This window comes from Shewanella sp. MTB7 (assembly GCF_027571385.1).
Lineage (GTDB): Bacteria > Pseudomonadota > Gammaproteobacteria > Enterobacterales > Shewanellaceae > Shewanella.
This window is the reverse complement of the sequence record NZ_CP085636.1, coordinates 2,211,101-2,232,006: the sequence shown is the minus strand read 5'-3', so window position 1 is coordinate 2,232,006 and position 20,906 is coordinate 2,211,101. Positions and strand designations below refer to the sequence as shown.

Sequence of the window (20,906 nt, the reverse complement as noted above, 5' to 3'; positions counted from 1 at the left end):
ATCTATTTCGCGTGGGTAAATGCATCAGAATAAAATGAATCTGATGGTAACTGCTTAGCATGTAGCTTTTCTTTTGCGTCATTGATCATGTTTAATGATCCGCATGCATACACTTCAAAATCAGTAAGTGAAGATAAATCGTTACAAACGGCATCTTGAACATAGCCATTAAAATGCTTATCCGTTACTTCACGCGAAAGAGTAGCTGTAAATTTTATGTGTTCATGTATATTTGCAAGTTCAATTAATTCATTGCAGTAAAGTTCTTTTGCGAACTGCATTCCCCAATAAATATAAAGCGGTCGGTTATCACCTTTAAACAACAACTCTTCAACTATCGCTTTTATAGGCGCAATACCTGTACCCGTAGCCATCAAAATTAAAGGCTTATTATTGTCTCTAACGAAAAAGGTTCCTTTAGGACCTTCCAGCCTCATCAACTCATTTCCCTCTAACTGACCAAAGATTAACTCTGACATTTTACCACTGGGAACTTTACGGATATGCAATTCTAGCTCTTTTGATTCCGTTTTAGCGTTTGCGATTGAGTAACTGCGCTTTATACCTTTAAAGCTCAAATCTACGTACTGGCCTGACAGGTAGTCAAATTTAGCAGTCGGCGGAAATCTGAATGTGATAGAAACAATGTCTTCTGTAACATAACGAAATTTTGCGACTTTACACGGTATTGTTTGCTGCTTTATATGGATAAGTTCTGGGTAATATTTAGCTTTTAGAATTACATCTGTTTTAGCTTTCGATTGACACGTTAAAATCGAGCCCTTTGTCACCAATTCACCCAATTCATTCTCTACAGTGCCGGATAAAACCTCGGCACTACAGGCGCCACAATCACCCGTTTTACAGCTATGCTCTAGTTGTATCGATTGCGATAAAGCATCCTCTAGAAGGTTTTCATCACTCTTATACTGAACACCTGAAGGCTGTATTTCGATGTTATATTGCATTTAACAGAAACTCTTAATCGGTATTATTCAATTTTCAATCTCAGCCTTTTAAAACCAGCTAAGACACTTTTTATCTATTTTGAAACGGCCTAATCTTCTTTCCTCACAAAGTGTCTTATGAGCACTATCATCAACGCTAGCATACCACCCAACATTGTGCCTAACACACAAATTAATGCACGCTTAGGTCCGGCTTTTTCTTCAGGAACTAATGCGGGATCAATGGTCTTAAACACATACTCATCACGGACTTCTGCGAACATAATCGTTTTTGCTTGCTCTTCAATTAGCTTATAAAGAATAGAACGAATATCTGCCACATTGGTTAACGCTATCTGCTTGGTTAAAAACTCACTGCTGCGATTAGCTTCGGCGACATCACGCTCTTTCATCACTTTGTTAATATCTTCAATTAACCAAGTCACCCACTGTTGAGCTATTGCAGGAGATAGATGTTCAACGGAAACTGTGACCATACCAGTGTCTTTTGCAGCGTTAACAGCGACTATTTTGTTAAACTCTTTAAATGCTTCCTGCATTGAAGGTTCTGGTTTAAACGGTGCTTTAACTTCACGCAGCCATTTTTTACTAGATGCATCATATATTTCATCGTTGTATGAAATACTGTTATCGGCCATATTCCATTTTTTAATCGCCATTAAATCTGGTAGTAGATTATGCTCTTGAATGAACTGACTCGTAAACTGTCGTGATTTCATCACTTCAATGGCCATCTGAGTTTTATCAACTCCCCCACCACCACCCAAGTTAATGCCTGCCATACTTGCTAGGCCACCGAACTGACCAGCTAGGGCACTCAAACCACCACCTTGTTCTTCACTTGCAGGCGCTAATAAAGCTTCTGACTTGTAGGTATTTGGTTGTTTAATAGCATAAATGACGGAACCGATAGCGAAAACGGCAGTAATGGCGATAATGAGCCACTTGCCTTGCCAGATAACTTTAAACAACTCCCTCAAATCAATCTCATCTTCGCTTGTAGTTTGAGGGAACCTTACATCTGATTGGTATTTATTCATTTCATTGGACATTCAAATCTTGTCTCTTTGTTTAAATTGTTGAATACGGTTGACGGAACGTTCACAAGTTCACTTACAGAACGCTTCGCTTACGGAAAAATCAGGTAAGTGCGAATACGGTTGACGGAACGCTTCGCTCACAGAACACTTCGTTTACGGTTAAGGCGGCTGAGACGGATAACAGAACATTCGCAGGCTCTCTTACGGAACGGTCTGCGACCTACTGAACGCTGCGCTACGGATGAAGGAACGCTTCGCTTACGGTAAAGCTAAGATGATTGATTGCGTGCTTTTATGCTTTTAATCAATCCCGCTAGCATTGCGGATATTTTATCAGTGTTTATTAATAGTTCATCGACAAAAACCGGTTCAAGGTAGTCTATATCTTTACCTATCATCGCCTGTGTCATAACTTCGGCTAGCGATGCTTTAGCAATATACAAAAACTGTATTTGCTCCTTCACTCCCTGTCGTTCTATACCCTCTGCTATGTTTGAAGGTACAGACAGACCGGAACGGGTTATTTGGTCTTTAAAGCCCCAATCCCTTAGTTCTTTTGTATTTAAATACACTGAGCATGACAGCTTATAACTGAGTTGCCAGACCTCTAGCTTTTGAAATTTCATAACCATCCTTGGTTTTTTAAATCGAATATGGATTACGGAACGTGACTTCGTCACTACAGAACGCTGCGCTTACGGTAAAAGCAACTAAGAGCGATTACAGAGCGCTTCGCTATTAGAATCAGTAAGGCCAAAGGCCGTTCCGTAGCCGCTTGCAGCGTTCCGTTAGCGGAGCGTTCTCTAGTCGCTTTGCGGCGTTCGTCTTAGCTTTATAAGTTCGCGACTGTAGCGAATGTGACTGCTGTGTTGGCTAGAATTTGAGTGACTTGAGTCCAGAGTGATAGATTGTTTTGATACTCAGTATTTAACGGTACTATTATTGTGTCACCGGGTTGTAGGCTGTCTCCACTGCTAAACCAGATTGAACGACTTGGCATCATAACCGAGCCATTAGCCTTGATGACATAGGTTCTATCCACATCGGCTCGCTCTCTTTCACCACCTGACATAGCTAAGTACTGATCTAAGGTTAAGCCTTCTTTGAATCTGTGAGTTGCGGCGTGCTGCACTTCACCCATGACTGCAATAGTTTGCTTGGTCGAGGGAACATATAAAATGTCTGAGTCTTCTAACTGAAGATCGGCTTGTTTGATACCGACGGATATTGCAGAGAGGTCAACAACAAGACGACCTACAGCCTTGATAGTTTCAAGATCGGTTAACATCAACTGGGCATCACTGTAGTTAATCACATCACCGTCTTTCGATACCCCACGAGTGGCGATATCTCGGCGAAGTTGATCGGCCAGTTTTTTAATCTCTAACTGTTCTTGCAGTCGTACTGATTCACGAACAAACACAGCCGATGGCAGATAGGCATACTTGGTAAAACCACCGGCACGATTAAGCACGTCTTCTAGTGTTTCGCCACGTCGAATGTTGTACACACCGGGGAATTTAACTTCACCACGGATCTCAACAGCCTTATTTTCTTGCCAATCAGGGGTGGTCATCACGGTCAAAATATCCCGTGAAGACAAGTTAATATTTGCTGCAGCATCACCTTCAAGTGCAGCGCCTAGGTTAATGTCAGTGTGGCGCACAGAAGATGAATTATCGGTTGTAATTGTACTGGTTAATTCTGCTCGCGGCGTGTAAGCACCTTCAATCAAGCCACCTGATGCAGATAACAAATCATTGATTTTTGCACCTCGTGTTAATGGATACACACCAGGATGACGAATTTTACCGCTAATGGCGACGACTTGGGCGCCCTCTTCGGCACGTCCTTGGGTGGCGAGTTCAGCCACCACAGGATACAGAAGCTCACGGCGGTTCATCGAACCACTGAGTTTAATTAACTCTTTATCATCAAACATATTGGCCAACATTTTGTTGACTTCGCCTTTGATGAGCTGCAATTTATTGTCAGGTGCTTCTTTAGAGGTGATCACTCCACCAATTTCATTACGTGCGGTCAGCTGTAGCTTATCGAGTTGTACAAACCCAGAGTTAAACAAATCGTTACCCACTAAAGTGTCACCACTTAACGCTGTTACTTTTTGTACGCGCTCTTTAACTAACTTATTTAGCTCATAACGATTTTGGACCTCATCGCTATAATTAAACAATATGACTTTATCACGAGCTTGTAGGGTTAAGTCCTGAGTTAGTTGCTTATCTCCAATGGCTTTACTGGGAGAAAACTGCAGTACTTCGATGTCACCATAACGATTCACTTCACGCACAACAATGGCATAATTCAGATCGGCTGATATCGTCAAATCGCCCCAGATAGAGGGCAGTAGATCACTGATTTTCTGACCTTGATACCATTGATACTTACCAGGGCGTACCACTGCACCAACGACCGTTATGGCATCTTCAAACTGGTTAGAGGCACTTTTAACACGAATAAAGTCACCGGATTGAGTTTTTGTCGCCTTACCCGCTTTGGCGGTCAAGTCAACATTGAGGATGGAGCGTAAACCATTGCTATTGTAACGCTCAATACTGCTGCTTTTAGGATATGCACCAGGCTTTAGGCCCGCTGCCATGGCCACAATGTCAGTCACACTTTCGCTGTTTTTAAGCTCGTATATAGCAGGACGACGCACTTCACCAGTAATACTGACTAGGCCGCCCACCGCAGGAATAAACACCACATCGCCAGAACGTAGGCGCAGATCACCAGACGCATCCCCACGCATCAGTAGATCGTACAGATCCATTGAGCCAACCAGCTTACCGTTACGCTTAACCTGTATGTTACGCAGTGAGCCAATCTCATTGACACCGCCAGCCACAAACAAAGCTTGGGTAATAGTGGACAGACTCGATACCGTATAAGAGCCCGGCTTGTAAGCATCTCCGGCGATAAATATCCGGATTGAACGTAATTCACCCATGGTGATATTTGATTCAATGCCTATCATTTGTTGTTCAATACGATGGCCGAGAGACTCTCTAAGTTCAGAGAAATTTAGTCCGCTAACAGAGATAGGCCCCAGTTCAGGAAACTGAATAGCGCCCTCTCTGTTTATGACAAGATCGTATTCTTTGTTTTCTTTACCAAAAAGTTGCACCTTGATGCTGTCACCAGGACCAACTAAGTATTCACTAGGCACGGGCACGTCACTCACAGGCGCAAACGTTGTCGGCTCACCTTGAAACAGCTCGTAACCAAAGCGTGCTAACTCAGTTTTTTGCTTGTCTTGTTCGAAATTAAGTTCGTCAGCGGCATCGACTGAATGATCAACCACATCGTTAGTTACCCGTGGCACTACCACTTGTGGATTCGTTACTGGCGCTTGAGTCGTTGTTCCACCGAGCATAGATGGGTCTACGCCATATTGCTTTGCGAGCCTTTGTTGCTCAGAGGCTGGGAGGCTCTTAAATTGTTCGATCATCTGTGGCGACGGCATGGCAGCTTGTACTTGGGTGCTCAACAACACGAAGGCACTAAAACCTGCTATGAGTATTTTTTTGGTTTTGTGTAACACAGATAATCTCCGGTGGAAAAAACAAGCAAAAATGTAGAAATATGATGAACGCTTCGCTTACCGATTACGGTCAACGGAACGTTCGCAAGCTCTCTTACGGTAAAAGCAAATGACGTCTGTCCTTCTTTGCTTCAATGTAGGTTGGGCTTTAGCCCATCAACAGCGTCGGCATAAATACCGACCTACAACAAACACAAAGCAATTAGGAAATACAGAGAAGAACGCTGACACTCACCGAATTCGGATTACGGAACGTTCGCAGGCTCTCTTACGGTAAAAATATAGAACGCCGACTACGTCAGCTTCGAGAGCAGTCGCAAGCTCCTTGCTAGGACGCTACGCTGCGAGAGCGGACGTTGTCCTGCTATAAAATCTTTTAATCTGAGATGAACGCTGACGCTTACGAGTAAAGAAAAAAGGCGAACGCGACGCTTACAGATATCGGAACGTTCACAGGCTCTCTTACGGTAACAAGCAAGGACGCCGACTACGTCAGCTTCGAGAGCAGTCGTAAGCTCCTTGCTAGGACGCTACGCTGCGAGAGCGGACGTTGTCCTGCTATAGAATCTTTTAATCTGAGATGAACGCTGATTCTAGTTCTAGGCTAGATTATTAGTTGGTTCTAGGTTCTAGGTTCTAGGTTCTAGGTTCTAGGTTCTAGGTTCTAGGTTCTAGGTTCTAGGTTCTAGGTTCTAGGTTCTAGGTTCTAGGTTCTAGGTTCTAGGTTCTAGGTTCTAGGTTCTAGGTTCTAGGTTCTAGGTTCTAGGTTCTAGGTTCTAGGTTCTAGGTTCTAGGTTCTAGGTTCTAGCAGGACTTTGACAGCCTCTAAAATAATTACAAGTATTTAAAGAAAGTCAGTCCTTCTCTGCTTCAATGTAGGTTGGACTTTAGTCCATCAACAGCGTCGGCATAAATACCGACCTACAACAAACACAAATCAATGAGGATACGTTGACGCTCACCGAATACGGATTACGGAACGTTCGCATGCTCACTTACGGGTAAAGATTAAGCCTGAGACGAACAGTTCTTGCAGTGAGGACAAAATCCGTTCCGTTAGCGCAGCGTTCAGTTATCGTCTTTGTCTTCTTTCAGACACGCTACCGATCCTGATAATCGCAGAGCTCTGTCGCTCTCGCTAAAGTTATAAAATTGTTTATAATTTTGTCCTTCAGACACGCTACCGCCCATGGATTACGGCTTCCAGATTGCCCAACGCGCTTTGCGTCATTCACATTTTGCGGTACTGTTTACGTTGCTGACAACGTCTTTTAGCGCTATCTATAGCCTTGTTATTAAGACAGTTTATTTTCTTAATCAAACGCTATTTATAAATTTGATTTTATCCTATGCCCTACTGCACTTGATAGTGCGACTAGGATTATAAGAGCGACGCATTATACGGTATCCACCGTAAGAATGCTGTTCATTAAAAAAGCGACTACATAATCAAACTGAGTTATCAACAAAAAATGCTCATTAAACACGTCAACATCTACATCTACACTCTTCATGCCAATTCAACGCCTCGTCGATACAGAAACTATGGCATTGAGACACCTCAAAATACCGATTGTCATTGTTTTAACCTTGTCACAAACCATAATTCAAGCATTTAGGTTAAATGTTGATCGATATCAAGTTATTCCATGTCGTTTATAGATTACTTTAAACTGATTGAGTTCTGATTGATGTGCGTCACAATAAACCTAAACTCAGACATAACGCCAATGATTAACCCAATTTATTAGCTTATTAAATATCACTCCTATGGCGAATGTCTTACAAGCAAACAGGGGGAAAGCTTAAAAACCATGTTGATGAATTAACCAACACCCCATGGATGCAAAGCGTCTACCTTAGACTGCTTGAATGCTATCTCGAGGCACTGAGACTCGTTTCTTCTGTCCCATAATGTGGAACAGAACATGACAACGCTTTTCACCATTTTTTTCGTCAAAGATCCCTTCAAGATCAACAAATGGCCCTTCTGTAAACCGGATCTGATCGCCTGGATTAATATCTTGTCTACGGGAAGTGTTTAAGCACTCAGTTGCTAATTCGTTTTCGCTTAACAACTGAGATAGCAATTTATGCTCTCGCATGCGAATGCTGTGGATTATTGAATCGTCAATGGAGGTCATTAATTCATTGCAACCTATAATCCGTCCAACTCCACGAGTCGAATGAATACGGGCAACACTAGTAACGAGTGGATCGAAATGGATAAACATATAGCCGGGGAAAAGCGGAATTCGTTTAATGCAGACTTGACCTTTAACTTTTTTTTCTTCGCCTATGGTCGGAAGATAAGACTCTATCTGTTGTAGAGTTAAGTTATGTACAGCTCTAGCCTCCCCGCGAGGCTTACAATATAACAAGTACCAAGCTTTCATAATGATAGACTCTTTATTTATGCCAAAAGAAACACGCGGCTTTTAATGGTCTAACTTTCATACTAAGAATGATAAAGAAATAGACAAATAGAGATGGGATAAAAAGTATTACAGCCCACGGTAAAAACGGCCTAAGCTTTTGCTTAGTCACTGCGACTTCCCATTCACACATTAATGGTACCAAATTACGATTTTGATGGAAAGAGGAAAAGCTAATAATGGCGGCAGCTATAAAGATAAGGTGAACGCCGTAAACGGCTACGGATGACAGAATGGCCTGCGGCCGTACGGAATGCTTTGCTTACGGATCAAGCGGAGAAAAGCGGCCATAGGCCTTCTAGGTTGTGACTTTGTCACGGCGAGAGCGTCGCTATGCTCCTACTAGAATCTATACAATCAAGTGAAGGGTGCAGATAAATGCGAACGCCATAAACGGCTACGGGTGACGGAATGGCCTAGAGCCGCACCGAACAAGCAGAGAATGGCGAGACTTGCAACGGCAATAGAATCTTAACCGTCTTTCCGACGAATGCCGGAATCCATCTTTGTTTTAGCTTTTATAGCAGGCCGAATGCCGCACCTAGCAAGGAGTTTACGACTGTCCTCGAAGCTAACGTAGTCGGCATCCTTTCTTTATTACCGTAAGTGAGGCACGAACGTTCCGTTATCTGCCAACCTAACATTCCTGTCCTTACTTTTCTCTTCACTTAATCGCTTCAATAAAACGTTCAAAATCACTTAAACGATGGTTAATAACATGAACAACAATATCTAAATTAAGCTCTTGATAGTCATGAACGGCTATGTTTCGTAACCCCACCATCTTTTTTAAATTTTCAGCAAGTTCGTCTGGTAATACATTGTTTTGTGCCAAAAGAGTAAAACTATCGCGACTGCTTTGTGGTACACCATATTGATGTTTACGATTCAAATGGTTTGCTATATCAATACAGGCTTCACAAGTACGTTGTAGGTTGAGAACCACACTATCTTGTTGAGTATGATCTTTTCTAAATGCTATACCATTGCCATAAACGTCTTTAATACGTTTTAGGCAACGATTAATCGTGGCAATTTTATTGATAATAATGTCATTCATGGACAGTTCCCCTGCCATCACGAGGGTCTTTATTCATTAAGTCAGCGAGGATCATGGCTCTTTCTACTTGTAAATTTTGGTACATAGAGATCGTTTTTACGGCAAAAATATCATCGTCATAACTATCTCCCCACAACAATCGACCTTGAGTTATCACCTGTTGACACAATACTGTTGATGCTGAAGTTAAATCAATCAAATCAACATCGATATCAAGTTCACAAGCCAAGGTTTGAGCCAATTGCCAACGGGAAAGGTTATCTAATGATTTAACAGGTAATATCGCAATATCAAGATCACTCTTAGAATGTTGCTCACCACTTGCGTAAGAACCAAACAAATAGATAAGTTTGACCGTTGGGATCTTGTCTAAAACTAAATTAATTAGTCGGCTTTTATCTAAATTAAACATCGTCATGTAACTTATAATTCTTGACACTTATTTGAGTATATCATAACGGCTTATGGATAAAAGTAAGAGGAAGTGAAGAAGGACGGGTTGCACTGTAAGGTTCTAGGGCGCTTTGCAGCTATAAAGGCGAACATCACAATCTACTAGAATCTACGGTTAAATCTTCTATTGTAGGTCGGCATTTATGCCGTCAAGTTTATAAGCTGAGAAGGACGGGCATCGCCCTACGAGGTTCTAGGGCGCCAACAAGTTGGCTTCGAGAGCGGGCTTTGCCCTGCGAGAGCGTCACTACGTGACTTCTAGAGTCTATATAATCGAGTGCAGAGTTGCAGATAAAGGCGAACGCCGCAAGCGGCTACGGCCGACGGAATGGCCTTCGGCCGCACGGAATACTTCGCTTACGGGGCAAGCCTTGTTCTATTGTAGGTCGGCATTTATACCGTCAGGTTTGTATTATACACAAGGACGGGCTTCGCCCTGCTAGGACGGCACAAGTGCCTGCTAGATCCTAGGTTCTAGGGCGCCAACAAGTTGGCTATGAGTACGTGACTTCGTCACGGCGAGAGCGTCGCTATGCTCCTACTAGAATCTATACAATCAAGTGAAGGGTGCAGATAAATGCGAACGCCGCAAGCGGCTACGGGTGACGGAATGGCCTAGGGCCGCACCGAACAAGCAGAGAATGGCGAGACTTGCAACGGCAATAGAATCTTAACCGTCTTTCCGACGAATGCCGGAATCCATCTTTGCTTTTTACCGTCAGAGAGGCACGAACATTCCGTCATCCGTAAGCTATAGCGTTCGCCACTCTCTAACTCGTATTTAGCAGACCAAGGGCCGTCCTAGCAGCCTAGCGTTCTAGAAGATGACATAGTCATCGCTCTGTTCTTTAAGAGTTTGCAACTGTTCTCACACCTAACGCTCGTCACCACCGTTATTATATCTTTCCGTTTATTCTTTATTCTGACTGCTTAAATACTCAGCATTCACGCGCGTAAAATTGACACAGGCAAGGTGAAAAGGTATATAAGATGGGTTTCGAAGGATTTATAGCTTCAAATATTAAAATATAACAATCGTATGTAGCGCTTACGTTGTGAATATTACTAATAACATACAATAAATCATGTTGTTAGAACAATAATAACTAATTAAGCACTTAGTGTTACAAGACTATAAAACAAAGCACTAATCATTTTTCTGTGACGACACTTGTCTCGCAGGCAATCACAAGCGAAGGTGGAAATTTAATGAGCGTAGCAAAACCCCAAGGGACGATGCTCGGGCATCCGAAGGGATTGTTCCTGTTGTTTACAACAGAGTTATGGGAACGATTCAGCTATTACGCAATGCGTGCTATTTTAGTACTTTATTTGGTAGATAGTGTTCAATCACAAGGTGGTCACGGTTTAGGTTGGACGAGTGCAGATGCCCTCTCTCTTTACGGTACATTCACCGGTTTGGTTTTTTTAACTCCTCTCATTGGTGGTTGGTTAGCCGATACTTACTTAGGTCAACGTCGCGCCATAATGATTGGCGGTGCACTAATGGCTGCGGGTCAATTCATTTTAGGTACACCTCATGCTTGGGTGCCAGGCATGGAGATTGAAGTTTTCTATCTTGGTCTTGGTGTGCTTATTCTAGGTAACGGTCTATTTAAGCCAAATATCTCTACCATGGTTGGTGACCTGTACGAAGAGGGAGATCATCGCCGTGACGGTGCGTTTACTATCTTCTACATGGGTATCAACGTAGGTGCATTCCTTTCAGGTATCATTGTAGGTTCAGTTGTTGCCTATTTTGATGGTAACTTCCAAGCTGGCTTTATTTGTGCTGGTATCGGTATGATCATTTCATTGATCATCCAATTCCTTTATGCACAAAAGTTTTTAGGTGATATCGGCCGTAAACCTGCTGCCCAACGTGAAAAAGAGAAAGCAGCAGCCTCTGGTGACGTACGTAAAGAACCATTAACCAAAATTGAGCGTGATCGTATAAAAGTCATCATGGTCATGGGTTTGTTTACTGTTATTTTCTGGGCTGGTTTCGAGCAAGCTGGCGGTTTGATGAACCTGTTTACCAACGATTTCACTGATCGTAGTATTGGCAGTTGGGAAGTGCCAACCACTTGGTTCCAATCATTAAATGCTATGTTTATTGTTATCTTTGCCCCTGTGATCGCTGCTATTTGGATACGCTTAGGTAAAAATGAACCAAATTCTCCCGTTAAGTTTGCTTTAGGTCTAGTTCTATTAGGCATTGGTTTCCTATTTATGATTGGTGCCGTGCTTGAAATGGGTGGCGATGCAAATGCTAAATCGAGCATGTGGTGGTTAGTCGGTGCATACTTCTTCCATACCATGGGTGAACTTTGTTTGTCACCAATTGGTCTTTCTATGGTCACTAAACTCGCTCCACTTCGCATTGCATCATTGATGATGGGTGTATGGTTCCTGTTTATTGCTGTTGCAAATAAGGTTGGTGGTCTTGTTGGTTCTTTAATTGGCCATGGTGGTCCAAAAGAGGAGCAACTTGCTAATGCTATGGCTATTTTCGCAGGTATCGCTATTACGGCTGCTGTTTCCGGTATCATTCTTTACTTCATGGCTGACAAGCTAGTTGATTGGATGCATGGCGCAGAAGAGAGCGGTCACCACACTGAAGAGCAAGCTCTTGAAGAAGAGATAGCAGTCACTGCCGAGCATGAAGGCATAAAGCATTAAAAGCTACTAGGACGCCGCTAACGGCTACAGTTGACGGAATGGCCTACGGCCGCACGGAACGCTTTGCTTACTGTTCTAGGTTCTACAAAATTATAAAACGCCTTACTCGCAATAGTAAGGCGTTTTTTTATATCTAAAGCTAAAAAGGAGGCACGAGTTCCTAGGGCGCCAACAAGTTGGCTTCGAGGACGGCACAAGTGCCTGCTAGAATCTATACAATCAAGTGAAGGGTGCAGATAAATCCGAACGCCATAAACGGCTACGGATAACGGAATGGCCTGCAGCCGCACGAAACACTGCGCTTACGGGCCAAGCGGAGAATAACATATGGTCAGCCTTCCTTTATTGTAGGTCGGCATTTATGCCGTCAAGTTTATAAACTGAGAAGGACGGGCATCGCCCTACGAGGTTCTAGGGCGCCAACAAGTTAGCTTCGAGAGCGGGCTTTACCCTGCGAGAGCGTCACTTCGTGACTTTTAGAATCTATACAATCAAGTGAAGGGTGCAGATAAATGCGAACGCCATAAACGGCTACGGGTAACGGAATAGCCTAGGGCAGCACGGAACAAGCAGGGAAGGACGAGACCTGCAACGGCAATGAATCTTAACCGTCTTTCCGACGAATGCCGGAATCCATCTTTGCTTTTTACCGTCAGTGAGGCACGAACGTTCCGTTATCCGTAAGCATAGCGTTCATCTTTGCTTTAGCTTTTATAGCCGGCCAAAGGCCGTCCTCGAACCTGACGTAGTCGACGATCTTCTTAGCGATTAAAAAGAGAGTTGGACGTACCCACCTGGTGGCATTTGAATGTCATAAGTGAGCCCGCTGAAGTGATCAGCGAGTAACATCTGTTTGTGTTCTGGGGCGCTGGAAGAGATACACAGCTTTTCACCTGGCATTAAAGTTCTGAATTGGGAGCTAGGCTGTCCCCAATCTAAAATGCCTAATTGAAGCGAGTCAGGTAATGCCAGTGGCATTAACCCTTCACTATTACGAATATAACAGCGTAAACCATGACCAGCTTGAGCGATTGAGGCGCGATATTGAGTCAGTTCTACAACGATATAGACAATATCAATAAAAATATCTAGGCCTGATTTATTCATTCTCTCATTAAGATAGCAAAGCATATTATAAGGTTCGATAATGGCAAGTGTCGAACCATCACGAAAAAGTTTCAATTTTTGATTTACGAAGCTTTTCAATAGTACACTACCAAAAGCGGCGCGGTTGTCTTGAGGGTGAAAATGCGCCATATACATCACTAGATGCTTATCACCGACATTAACCGTATCAATAAAGTAAGCACTAACCTCATCTGTTTTAAATAAACTGTAATCTATTCTTGCAGTAGGATAGTTGATTTGAGAAGGAGGAAAGAGTTGTTGCTGCACGCTTTTTGCTGCTTCAGCATTTTGTTCTAATAAAGCTAGATTATCCTGTAACTCTTGATAAGAAAGCTCCTCTATATCTTCAAGTTGTACATCTTTCATATGGCCTTCATCGAGGCACTGCTTAATCGCATTTTCAATAAGAAAGAGATCTGCAACAGGCTTAACTAAGTAGTCACTAGCACCAATCCTTAGGGCTTCGACAACATCTGCCATTACTTGGTTACCGGAGATAACGATTGAGGGGACACTCGAATTAATCTCAGACATCTTTTTAAGCATCACTAATCCACCCATGATGGGCATACTTAAATCTGCCAGTACTATATCAATGGCATATTGTTTGAATCTATCTAAACCTTGCTCACCATCATCAGCCTCGAGTACCGTAGCTCCACGGCTATCGAGAAAACTTGCAACAATGCGGCGAAAAACAGGATCGTCTTCCACAAGTAAAATAACGAGATCTTTTAGCGCCATTAAAGGTCCTATACAAAAGTGTCGAGTCTGAGGAACTTCCCTAGTTCCTTCTTTTAGTCTAGCTCCTCCAGATACTCATCAAGGAGTTCATCATCATCTAAATCTACAGGAACATCGCCATCATACACCTTATAGTCCATATGTTGAAAGTAAGCTTCTTTCACGAAGGTATAAGGATCCAGTGCATTATCAACCAATCTTTCTTGATCAATGGCTTCTGCACGTTGATGTAGATTTTTAAGTCCCCATTTGACCAAGGATTGCCAAATAGTAAACTCCGATAATGGAAAGTATAGGCCATCAACCCAATCAGAGGCGAGTTCTCGAGTCACATAGGGGCCTAGAAAAGGAGCCATAAAATAAGGACCGTCAGGGACACCGTAATACCCCAAAACTTCATTGAACTCATCTTGCTTGCTCGTTAAGCCCATCATACTTGCAACATCTATGACTCCAAGTAAGCCCATGGTGGTATTGATTGTAAATCGTCCTCCAGCATTTGCTGCCCACCCCCATTTACCCTGCAAGGTATTATTGACTAATGTACTTGGTTCTTCGAGATTAGTAACAAAATTATTAAGACCTGTTTTCACCGGCAAAGGGATATAATCTTTATAACCATGCGCTACTGGCCTGTAAAGGTAGCGATCCATAAATAGATAATTAAAATCCCACATCGTCCTGTTAAATCCCTCAATAGGATCCCTGGGATCGTTATAAGAGATTGTAACTGAAGATCCATCTTCTATTAGCTCAACTTCATTTAACTCTACGTTGTCACCATCAAGAACCACATTCACAACGTCCACATCTGGTGAGTTCTGAGCAAATACTGAAAAAGCAGAGACGATAAGCGATACTAGAATCAGTACTTTCCTAATAAACTTCATATTTCTCTCTTAGAGCCTACAACTGAATCCATTTCAGCCATTGTTATTTGATCGTAAATCAAGATTAAAGTTTTTCTTCAACATTGACGATAAGAAGGTATCACAGTAATAATAAACTAGACTAGTGAGTGTGATTATACGTTAAGTCCAACAAGGATACCCAGCAAAACAAATAGATCAACCTCTAAAGTAGAAAAACCAAAAAATTAGCCCAGCTTCAGCAGGAAAAACTAAATGAATAACCAAGGGAAACCAATAAGCAATAACAAACCTGCGACTAGCAACGTAAACAACCAATCGAACATGGTGAAGAGTTCCATTTCATCGAACCAAACACTAGTTACCCATTTACCTGACGGAGCCACTAACAGACTAAGTTCAAATGAGTTAAACCCAGTCCAGACACACCTAATAAAGCCAGGCGCTATCAATACCACCTCTGGACTAACACAAGTTTCAATTAATGGTAATGATTACAATATTACTTTTATATCAAATAAAAACAGAAGTGATATACCTCTTGCTACTGAGTACATCATTAAAGCCGCATTAGATTCCTTGACCACCAATACTCTCAACTCAGCAAATCAACAAATCAGTTCCGCAAGTAAACTTATTAGTCTCGCTAAAACGATAACATTTGAACTGCCACAAGCAGTTAAACAGTTGGTAATAGAAAACAATATAAATATTAATCAACTTAAGCAGTTAAGTTCAAGGAGCGAGGGCTACCTTTTACCTTATGCTCAACTTATTGATAAAAAACTTATGTTATCAAACGATTTAATGGTTCACATCCCTTCTGCAGTTACATTACCCAGTAAAAAATCCGATGGCACGAACCAAGCTACTGTTTTACCCAGCATACATTTCAACAACAAGTGGTTTTTAAGTTTAAAACCAATCATAAGTGAAATCGACATTAAGTTGTCATTAATTGACCCTAATAAAAAAAGTGAGATTCCAACACAGGTGGATAAGTCTTTATCCATCGCCAAGCCAGATATAGCAAGATTGTATTCTCACTTGATAAAACCGTTAGAAAGCATTTCGATTAAACAGCTTATTTCTTCTGATAACGCCCTTAGCCCACAAAGTTTCGATGAAAGTAAGCGAACACTCACAGACAAGCGAGTGCTCACTAATCTTGCTTCGCCACCAACATTTCAGAATAAAAAAATCACAGCGGTTGAACTCCCCCCACATAAAAACACTGCTGAAAACATGACGACCAATCAAGTAAACAGTAAAGAACAGCTAAACCCAGCTAAAGAGATACATTTAAATACAATGACTCAATCGAGTACAAAGATTCAAGATAGTTTAGGAGGCTATAGATCAAATGAATATACTCCAGCAATTCAAGCCACCAAACAGGCATTAATGTTAACTGCATTAAATAAAGCATTTGGAAAAGCTGGCAGTTTACCCCCTATAGTCGAAAACAAGCATGAAGTGAAAGACAATCTTGCATCGCGATTAAACAAACTCATGCCCCAAATGCCCCCCTCTCAGCTGTTCTCCTTAGCGGACCCAAATAAAATACGAGATGAACTCATAGGGCAGCTTAGTCTTAACGCTCCATTCGATGTCAAAATGTTAGTTAAACCATTGCTATCTCATATGAACTCAATTTCAATATTGTTCCATTTACTTCTTGGTGTTAAAAGCAGTCAGTTCGACTCTGACCCGCTAAATAACAAAGTAAAACCCAGCCAGACAACGTTAAATTACTTTCAAAAGCTTCAACAAAAAATGGGAGCAAGTAACATGCTACTCGCTATGCTCGAAAAATCTGGTACTACGGAAACGGCCGGCAAATTAATCAGCAATCTAAACTTGTATTCCCAAGCAAGTAACGACATTAATGGACAGTCAAATTGGTATTTCACCTTGCCCTACTCACTCGATCAGCACCAAGACAACCTTGAGGGACACTTTACTCAAGAAACAGACGACGATAGTAATAACAGCACTCGCTGGAAACTACAATTAAAGTTCAACTTACTTCAAGGTCCTATTTTAATTCAGGCTAAAGTAATTGAGACTCGTCTAAATATGACCATTAGTGTTGAAAACAGTGAACTGCAAACACGGATCGACAAGCTGCTCCCATCACTTGTCAAAAAATTAAGTGCTATTGGATTAACACCGGATAAGATCTCGACTCAGCAATCAAAACTTCCGGCAAGTTTGCTGCCAGGTGACCATTACTTAGTAAAGATCAAGGCTTAGGTTGATAGACTTAAAGTATTTTATTCTGTTAATTGTAACTAGATGAACTGTATTGGATATTGAAATGAAAGATGATTTGGATAAGAAAATCAGTACTGACCCAGTCGAATCAGAACGTGAAGCCGTAGCACTCGGCTTCGATGGCCACAATGCACCTAAAGTCACCGCTAAAGGGTCAGGAATAGTAGCGGATGAAATTATTGCTTTAGCTAAAGAAGCGGGGATTCATATCCATCAAAATGCACACTTGTGTGATTTTCTTCAACGCTTAGAGCTTGGCGATGAAATCCCCAAAGAGCTTTACCTACTAATTGCTGAACTCATAGCCTTCGCTTATGTACTTGATGGTAAGTTTCCAGAAGAGTGGAACAATATGCATCAAAAAATAGTAGAGGAGGTATAAAGGCTGAGAAGGACGTCAACTACGTTAGCTTCGAGGACAGTCGCAAGCTCCTTGCTAGAACGTTCGCAAGCTCACTGTTAGAGCGGCCCTTGGCCTGCTATACGAGCTAAACAGTGACGAACGCTATAGCTTACAGATGACGGAACGTTCGCCTTTATAGCAGCTAAGCAGCCCTAGAACCTAGCAGGCACTTGTGCCGTCCTAGTAGGGCAAAGCCCGCCCTTCTGTATAATATAAAGCTGACGGCATAAATGCCGACCTACAAAAGAAGAAGGCCATCCCGTTAACCGTAGCAACTTGCGGCGTTCGCCTTTATCTGCACTCAATTATATAGATTCTAGAAGTCACGCAGTGATGCTCTCGCAGCAGCTAGCTGCGTTCTAGCAGGGCTAAGTCCGTCCTTCTCCCATAAATTCTAGAAGTCGCTTGCGATGCTCTCGAAGCCAACTTGTTGGCACCCTAGGATCTCGCAAGGCGTATAGCCGTCCTTATCAGCTTAGCCTTTCCCGTGTAACCTAATAATTAACTCAGCTTCAGCTTTAGGTATTTCACACTCATTAATCAACTCCTCCACACCTGCGCCTAAATCAACCATCTTCATTGCACGTGTATAGAGCTTAGCTTGTGGATCTTGGTGTTTAGCCTCGTCTAATCTTGCATCTTGTTGAGAAGCTTTTTTCTCAAGCTCTAGCATACGCCTACCAACACCTATAGTGCCGCTTCTTAATTCCTGAAGTTCACGCTTAACGGTTTCACGTTGGCGATCACTCTCTTTTACTAAAAGAGTTAATGCATTAACTTTACTTTTTAACTGTTTAGTTTGCATATGTTGAAAAAGCAATAAGCCCAAAAAGGCAATCACACACACTAAAACAGCGATCAATATTTCATCACCTATCATGGTTTAATAAGACTCTTATAAAGCAGAAACAAGAAAATAGCCCCAGCCTAACACTAGGGGCTAAAATTCAGGATTAAATTGCCGTTAAACTTCTGTTAACTCCATCCACTCTTCATCGGACAGTAACTTATCCAGATCGACAAGGATGAGTAGTTCATTGTCTCGATTGCTCACCCCCTGAATAAACTTAGCACTTTCTTCTGTTCCCACATTAGGTGCATTGTCAATCTCAGAGCCTCGTAAATATACGACTTCGGCAACACTATCAACCAAAATGCCGATCACTTGCTTCTCAGCTTCGATAATGACAATACGTGTCGAATCATCTATCTCTGAAGAGGCCAATCCAAAACGAGAGCGAGTATCGATCACCGTCACTACATTGCCTCGAAGATTAATGATCCCTAATACATAATGAGGAGCTCCCGGTACTGGGGCAATTTCGGTATACCTCAATACTTCCTGAACCTGCATGACATTAATGCCATAAGTTTCATTGTCGAGCCGGAAGGTTACCCATTGCAACACTTCGTCATCTTTATTTACCGCTACTTGATTTGCGTCTGTCATATTTACCTCAGCCAACAGGATCCTGACTACCTAAACCTGAATTTAATAAATCAATGAGTGAATGCACATGCAATATGCCACACATCTGCTCTTTTACAACTCCAGCCAACCAGGGACGTTTACCCGTTTTGCTCCGCCAGTTGACATCCGATTTCTTGATTTTTACCGAATTAACTAAGGATTCACACGTCAATCCCCAGTTGCTATCTTCTAATAATACAACATATTGATAGTTTACGGATTCAGCTAACGCATCATCATACTTATCAGGCATCACCCAAGCACAAGTATCAACAACATTTAACTGCGAATCTCTATGAGTTTGGACTCCTTTATACCACGAAGGTCTACCCATAATATGGTTAAGCCTATCAAGTTTAACGATTCCTCCTAAGCTTACTAATGGCACAGCTAACGTTAACCCAGCCACTTTAAAGAATAGTACTTGAAATTCATCATCGAGGGTTTCAAGCAGATCTTTTGTTACTTTAGGCGGAACTTCACTGATTTTTGTCTCAGACTTTGTTTCTAATGTTTGTTTTTGTGTTCTTAACTCTTGAGTATGACTCTTAAATTTTGTTTTTTCTTCAACTTTTGGTTTAATACTCTCCGATAACGACTTCACTTTAGGTTGTGTATCTATTTTGCTTATTTCTGTATCCGTTACTTGAGGAACTGATTCCGCATTAGTTGATTTAAGTAAAGGTTCCAGCAACTGTTCTAGAGCCAATTTATCTAATCGTGGATCTCGCTCTTTCGTCTCAACTGAAGTCATTATTCTTAGCTTAGATTGCTTCTGAGCCAATGGCGTTTTTTCATTTTCTTGATTTTTAGATAATACAGAACTCTCTATAACTGAAAGTTCGCTCTCCAGTGAAGGAGAACTATTAATCGCGGAACTGGTCAATTTTTCGGACCTAACTTGAGTAAATTGATGATGACTTGCACATTTAGGAGCGTCAACTGATGATTCAGTTTTTTCAATTTCACTACTTTCTTCTGTTAGCAAAAGAGAAAAATAATCTAAAACAGCATCATCAACTAAGCGTGACATGAGATACTGCTCCTGCAAGTAAATGATCTAATAACCTTTCATAAGCTTTGACCCCACGACTACTCGCTGCAAAATGTGATGCAGGAAGGTGAGCTAAACTCGCATCTCTAAACTTAGTGTCCACAGGTATAACATCTGGCCATAGTTGCTCTCCATATTCTTTACTAAGTTGTTGCAATGCAGCCGAAGAAGCTTTAGTCCGACGATCGTACATGGTCGGAACGATAGTAAAGCTATATTGTGTTTTCTTTGAACGTCCCATTAATATCATAGTTTTAATCATTCTATCCAAGCCTTTTATGGCAAGAAACTCTGTCTGAACAGGCACGATAATATGCTGACTAGCAGCCAACGCATTAACCATCAGCACACCTAATACTGGCGGGCAATCAATTAATGCAATATCGTAACTATCTTCAACTAACAAGAGTAGCTTCTTAAGTATTAACCCCATTCCTCCTTGGTGACCTAATGACCTATCTAACGTTGCTAACGCCATGGTTGAAGGAATCAAATCAATACCGTCTACCGACGTCGACACAATATGTTCCTGAATGAACTCTTTAGTCAGGCTTTGATGTTCTAAAAACAGATCGTAAAGCGAAGACTTAACCAGTTCTGAGTCAATACCGAGGTAATATCCTAAAGAAGCATGTGGATCGGTATCTATCATCAGAACCTTCAATCCCCGTTTAGCTAGAGACCCCGCTAAACTCGCTACTGTTGTTGTTTTACCAACTCCTCCCTTTTGGTTTGCGACTGTCCAGATTTTCAAAAA

At 41.9% G+C, this 20,906-nt stretch carries 16 protein-coding genes; 3 read left to right on the top strand and 13 right to left on the bottom strand.

What is annotated here, in order from left to right; all coding sequences use genetic code 11:
• Nucleotides 1–2: 2 nt before the first annotated feature.
• The 7 genes from HWQ47_RS09465 to mntA form a co-directional block, all read right to left on the bottom strand.
• Nucleotides 3–968 carry an FAD-binding oxidoreductase gene (locus HWQ47_RS09465; protein ID WP_269970888.1) on the bottom strand — a complete coding sequence of 322 codons (966 nt, stop codon included), beginning with the start codon at nucleotides 966–968 and terminating at the stop codon, nucleotides 3–5.
• 89 nt (nucleotides 969–1,057) lie between these two features.
• Entirely contained in the window at nucleotides 1,058–2,020 is a 963-nt protein-coding gene (locus HWQ47_RS09460) for a Wzz/FepE/Etk N-terminal domain-containing protein (RefSeq protein WP_269970887.1), read from the bottom strand.
• A 257-nt stretch (nucleotides 2,021–2,277) separates the two neighbouring features.
• The gene (locus HWQ47_RS09455) at nucleotides 2,278–2,634 is read right to left on the bottom strand and encodes a four helix bundle protein (RefSeq protein ID WP_269970886.1); all 357 of its coding nucleotides are present in this window, start codon (nucleotides 2,632–2,634) and stop codon (nucleotides 2,278–2,280) included.
• Between the two features lie 206 nt (nucleotides 2,635–2,840).
• Nucleotides 2,841–5,573 carry an SLBB domain-containing protein gene (locus HWQ47_RS09450; protein WP_269970885.1) on the bottom strand — a complete coding sequence of 911 codons (2,733 nt, stop codon included), beginning with the start codon at nucleotides 5,571–5,573 and terminating at the stop codon, nucleotides 2,841–2,843.
• A gap of 1,859 nt (nucleotides 5,574–7,432) precedes the next feature.
• Complete coding sequence (gene rfaH / locus HWQ47_RS09445; protein WP_269970884.1) at nucleotides 7,433–7,969, bottom strand: transcription/translation regulatory transformer protein RfaH; 537 nt, start codon at nucleotides 7,967–7,969, stop codon at nucleotides 7,433–7,435.
• A 703-nt stretch (nucleotides 7,970–8,672) separates the two neighbouring features.
• Nucleotides 8,673–9,068 (bottom strand): type VII toxin-antitoxin system HepT family RNase toxin, encoded by a 396-nt coding sequence (hepT, locus tag HWQ47_RS09440; protein ID WP_269970883.1) that lies wholly within the window; start codon nucleotides 9,066–9,068, stop codon nucleotides 8,673–8,675.
• Nucleotides 9,061–9,486, bottom strand: coding sequence for a type VII toxin-antitoxin system MntA family adenylyltransferase antitoxin (gene mntA, locus HWQ47_RS09435; protein WP_269970882.1), 426 nt, complete (start codon nucleotides 9,484–9,486; stop codon nucleotides 9,061–9,063). Before mntA ends, hepT begins: the two co-directional genes overlap by 8 nt.
• Nucleotides 9,487–10,730: 1,244 nt before the next feature.
• On the opposite strand from mntA, the gene HWQ47_RS09430 reads away from it, so the two are divergent.
• A complete protein-coding gene (locus tag HWQ47_RS09430) occupies nucleotides 10,731–12,203 on the top strand; it encodes a peptide MFS transporter (protein WP_269970881.1) in 1,473 nt (490 codons plus the stop codon).
• A 768-nt stretch (nucleotides 12,204–12,971) separates the two neighbouring features.
• On the opposite strand, the gene HWQ47_RS09425 is transcribed toward HWQ47_RS09430, so the two are convergent.
• Complete coding sequence (locus tag HWQ47_RS09425) at nucleotides 12,972–14,075, bottom strand: response regulator (RefSeq protein ID WP_269970880.1); 1,104 nt, start codon at nucleotides 14,073–14,075, stop codon at nucleotides 12,972–12,974.
• A 53-nt stretch (nucleotides 14,076–14,128) separates the two neighbouring features.
• Entirely contained in the window at nucleotides 14,129–14,965 is an 837-nt protein-coding gene (locus HWQ47_RS09420) for an MlaA family lipoprotein (RefSeq protein WP_269970879.1), read from the bottom strand.
• A gap of 234 nt (nucleotides 14,966–15,199) precedes the next feature.
• Between HWQ47_RS09420 and HWQ47_RS09415 the strand changes: the two genes are divergently transcribed.
• Entirely contained in the window at nucleotides 15,200–17,200 is a 2,001-nt protein-coding gene (locus HWQ47_RS09415) for a hypothetical protein (protein ID WP_269970878.1), read from the top strand.
• A 64-nt stretch (nucleotides 17,201–17,264) separates the two neighbouring features.
• A complete protein-coding gene (locus tag HWQ47_RS09410; protein WP_269970877.1) occupies nucleotides 17,265–17,603 on the top strand; it encodes an EscU/YscU/HrcU family type III secretion system export apparatus switch protein in 339 nt (112 codons plus the stop codon).
• A gap of 496 nt (nucleotides 17,604–18,099) precedes the next feature.
• Here HWQ47_RS09410 and HWQ47_RS09405 read toward each other — a convergent pair whose 3' ends face one another.
• From HWQ47_RS09405 to HWQ47_RS09390, 4 genes are all read right to left on the bottom strand, one after another.
• A complete protein-coding gene (locus HWQ47_RS09405; protein WP_269970876.1) occupies nucleotides 18,100–18,504 on the bottom strand; it encodes a DUF2802 domain-containing protein in 405 nt (134 codons plus the stop codon).
• 84 nt (nucleotides 18,505–18,588) lie between these two features.
• Nucleotides 18,589–19,074: a chemotaxis protein CheW gene (locus HWQ47_RS09400; RefSeq protein ID WP_269970875.1), complete on the bottom strand. Its 486-nt coding sequence runs from the start codon at nucleotides 19,072–19,074 to the stop codon at nucleotides 18,589–18,591.
• A gap of 7 nt (nucleotides 19,075–19,081) precedes the next feature.
• Nucleotides 19,082–20,128 carry a chemotaxis protein CheW gene (locus tag HWQ47_RS09395; RefSeq protein ID WP_269970874.1) on the bottom strand — a complete coding sequence of 349 codons (1,047 nt, stop codon included), beginning with the start codon at nucleotides 20,126–20,128 and terminating at the stop codon, nucleotides 19,082–19,084.
• Nucleotides 20,112–20,903 (bottom strand): ParA family protein, encoded by a 792-nt coding sequence (locus HWQ47_RS09390; RefSeq protein ID WP_269970873.1) that lies wholly within the window; start codon nucleotides 20,901–20,903, stop codon nucleotides 20,112–20,114. The genes HWQ47_RS09395 and HWQ47_RS09390 overlap by 17 nt, the downstream gene beginning before the upstream one ends.
• Nucleotides 20,904–20,906: the final 3 nt, after the last annotated feature.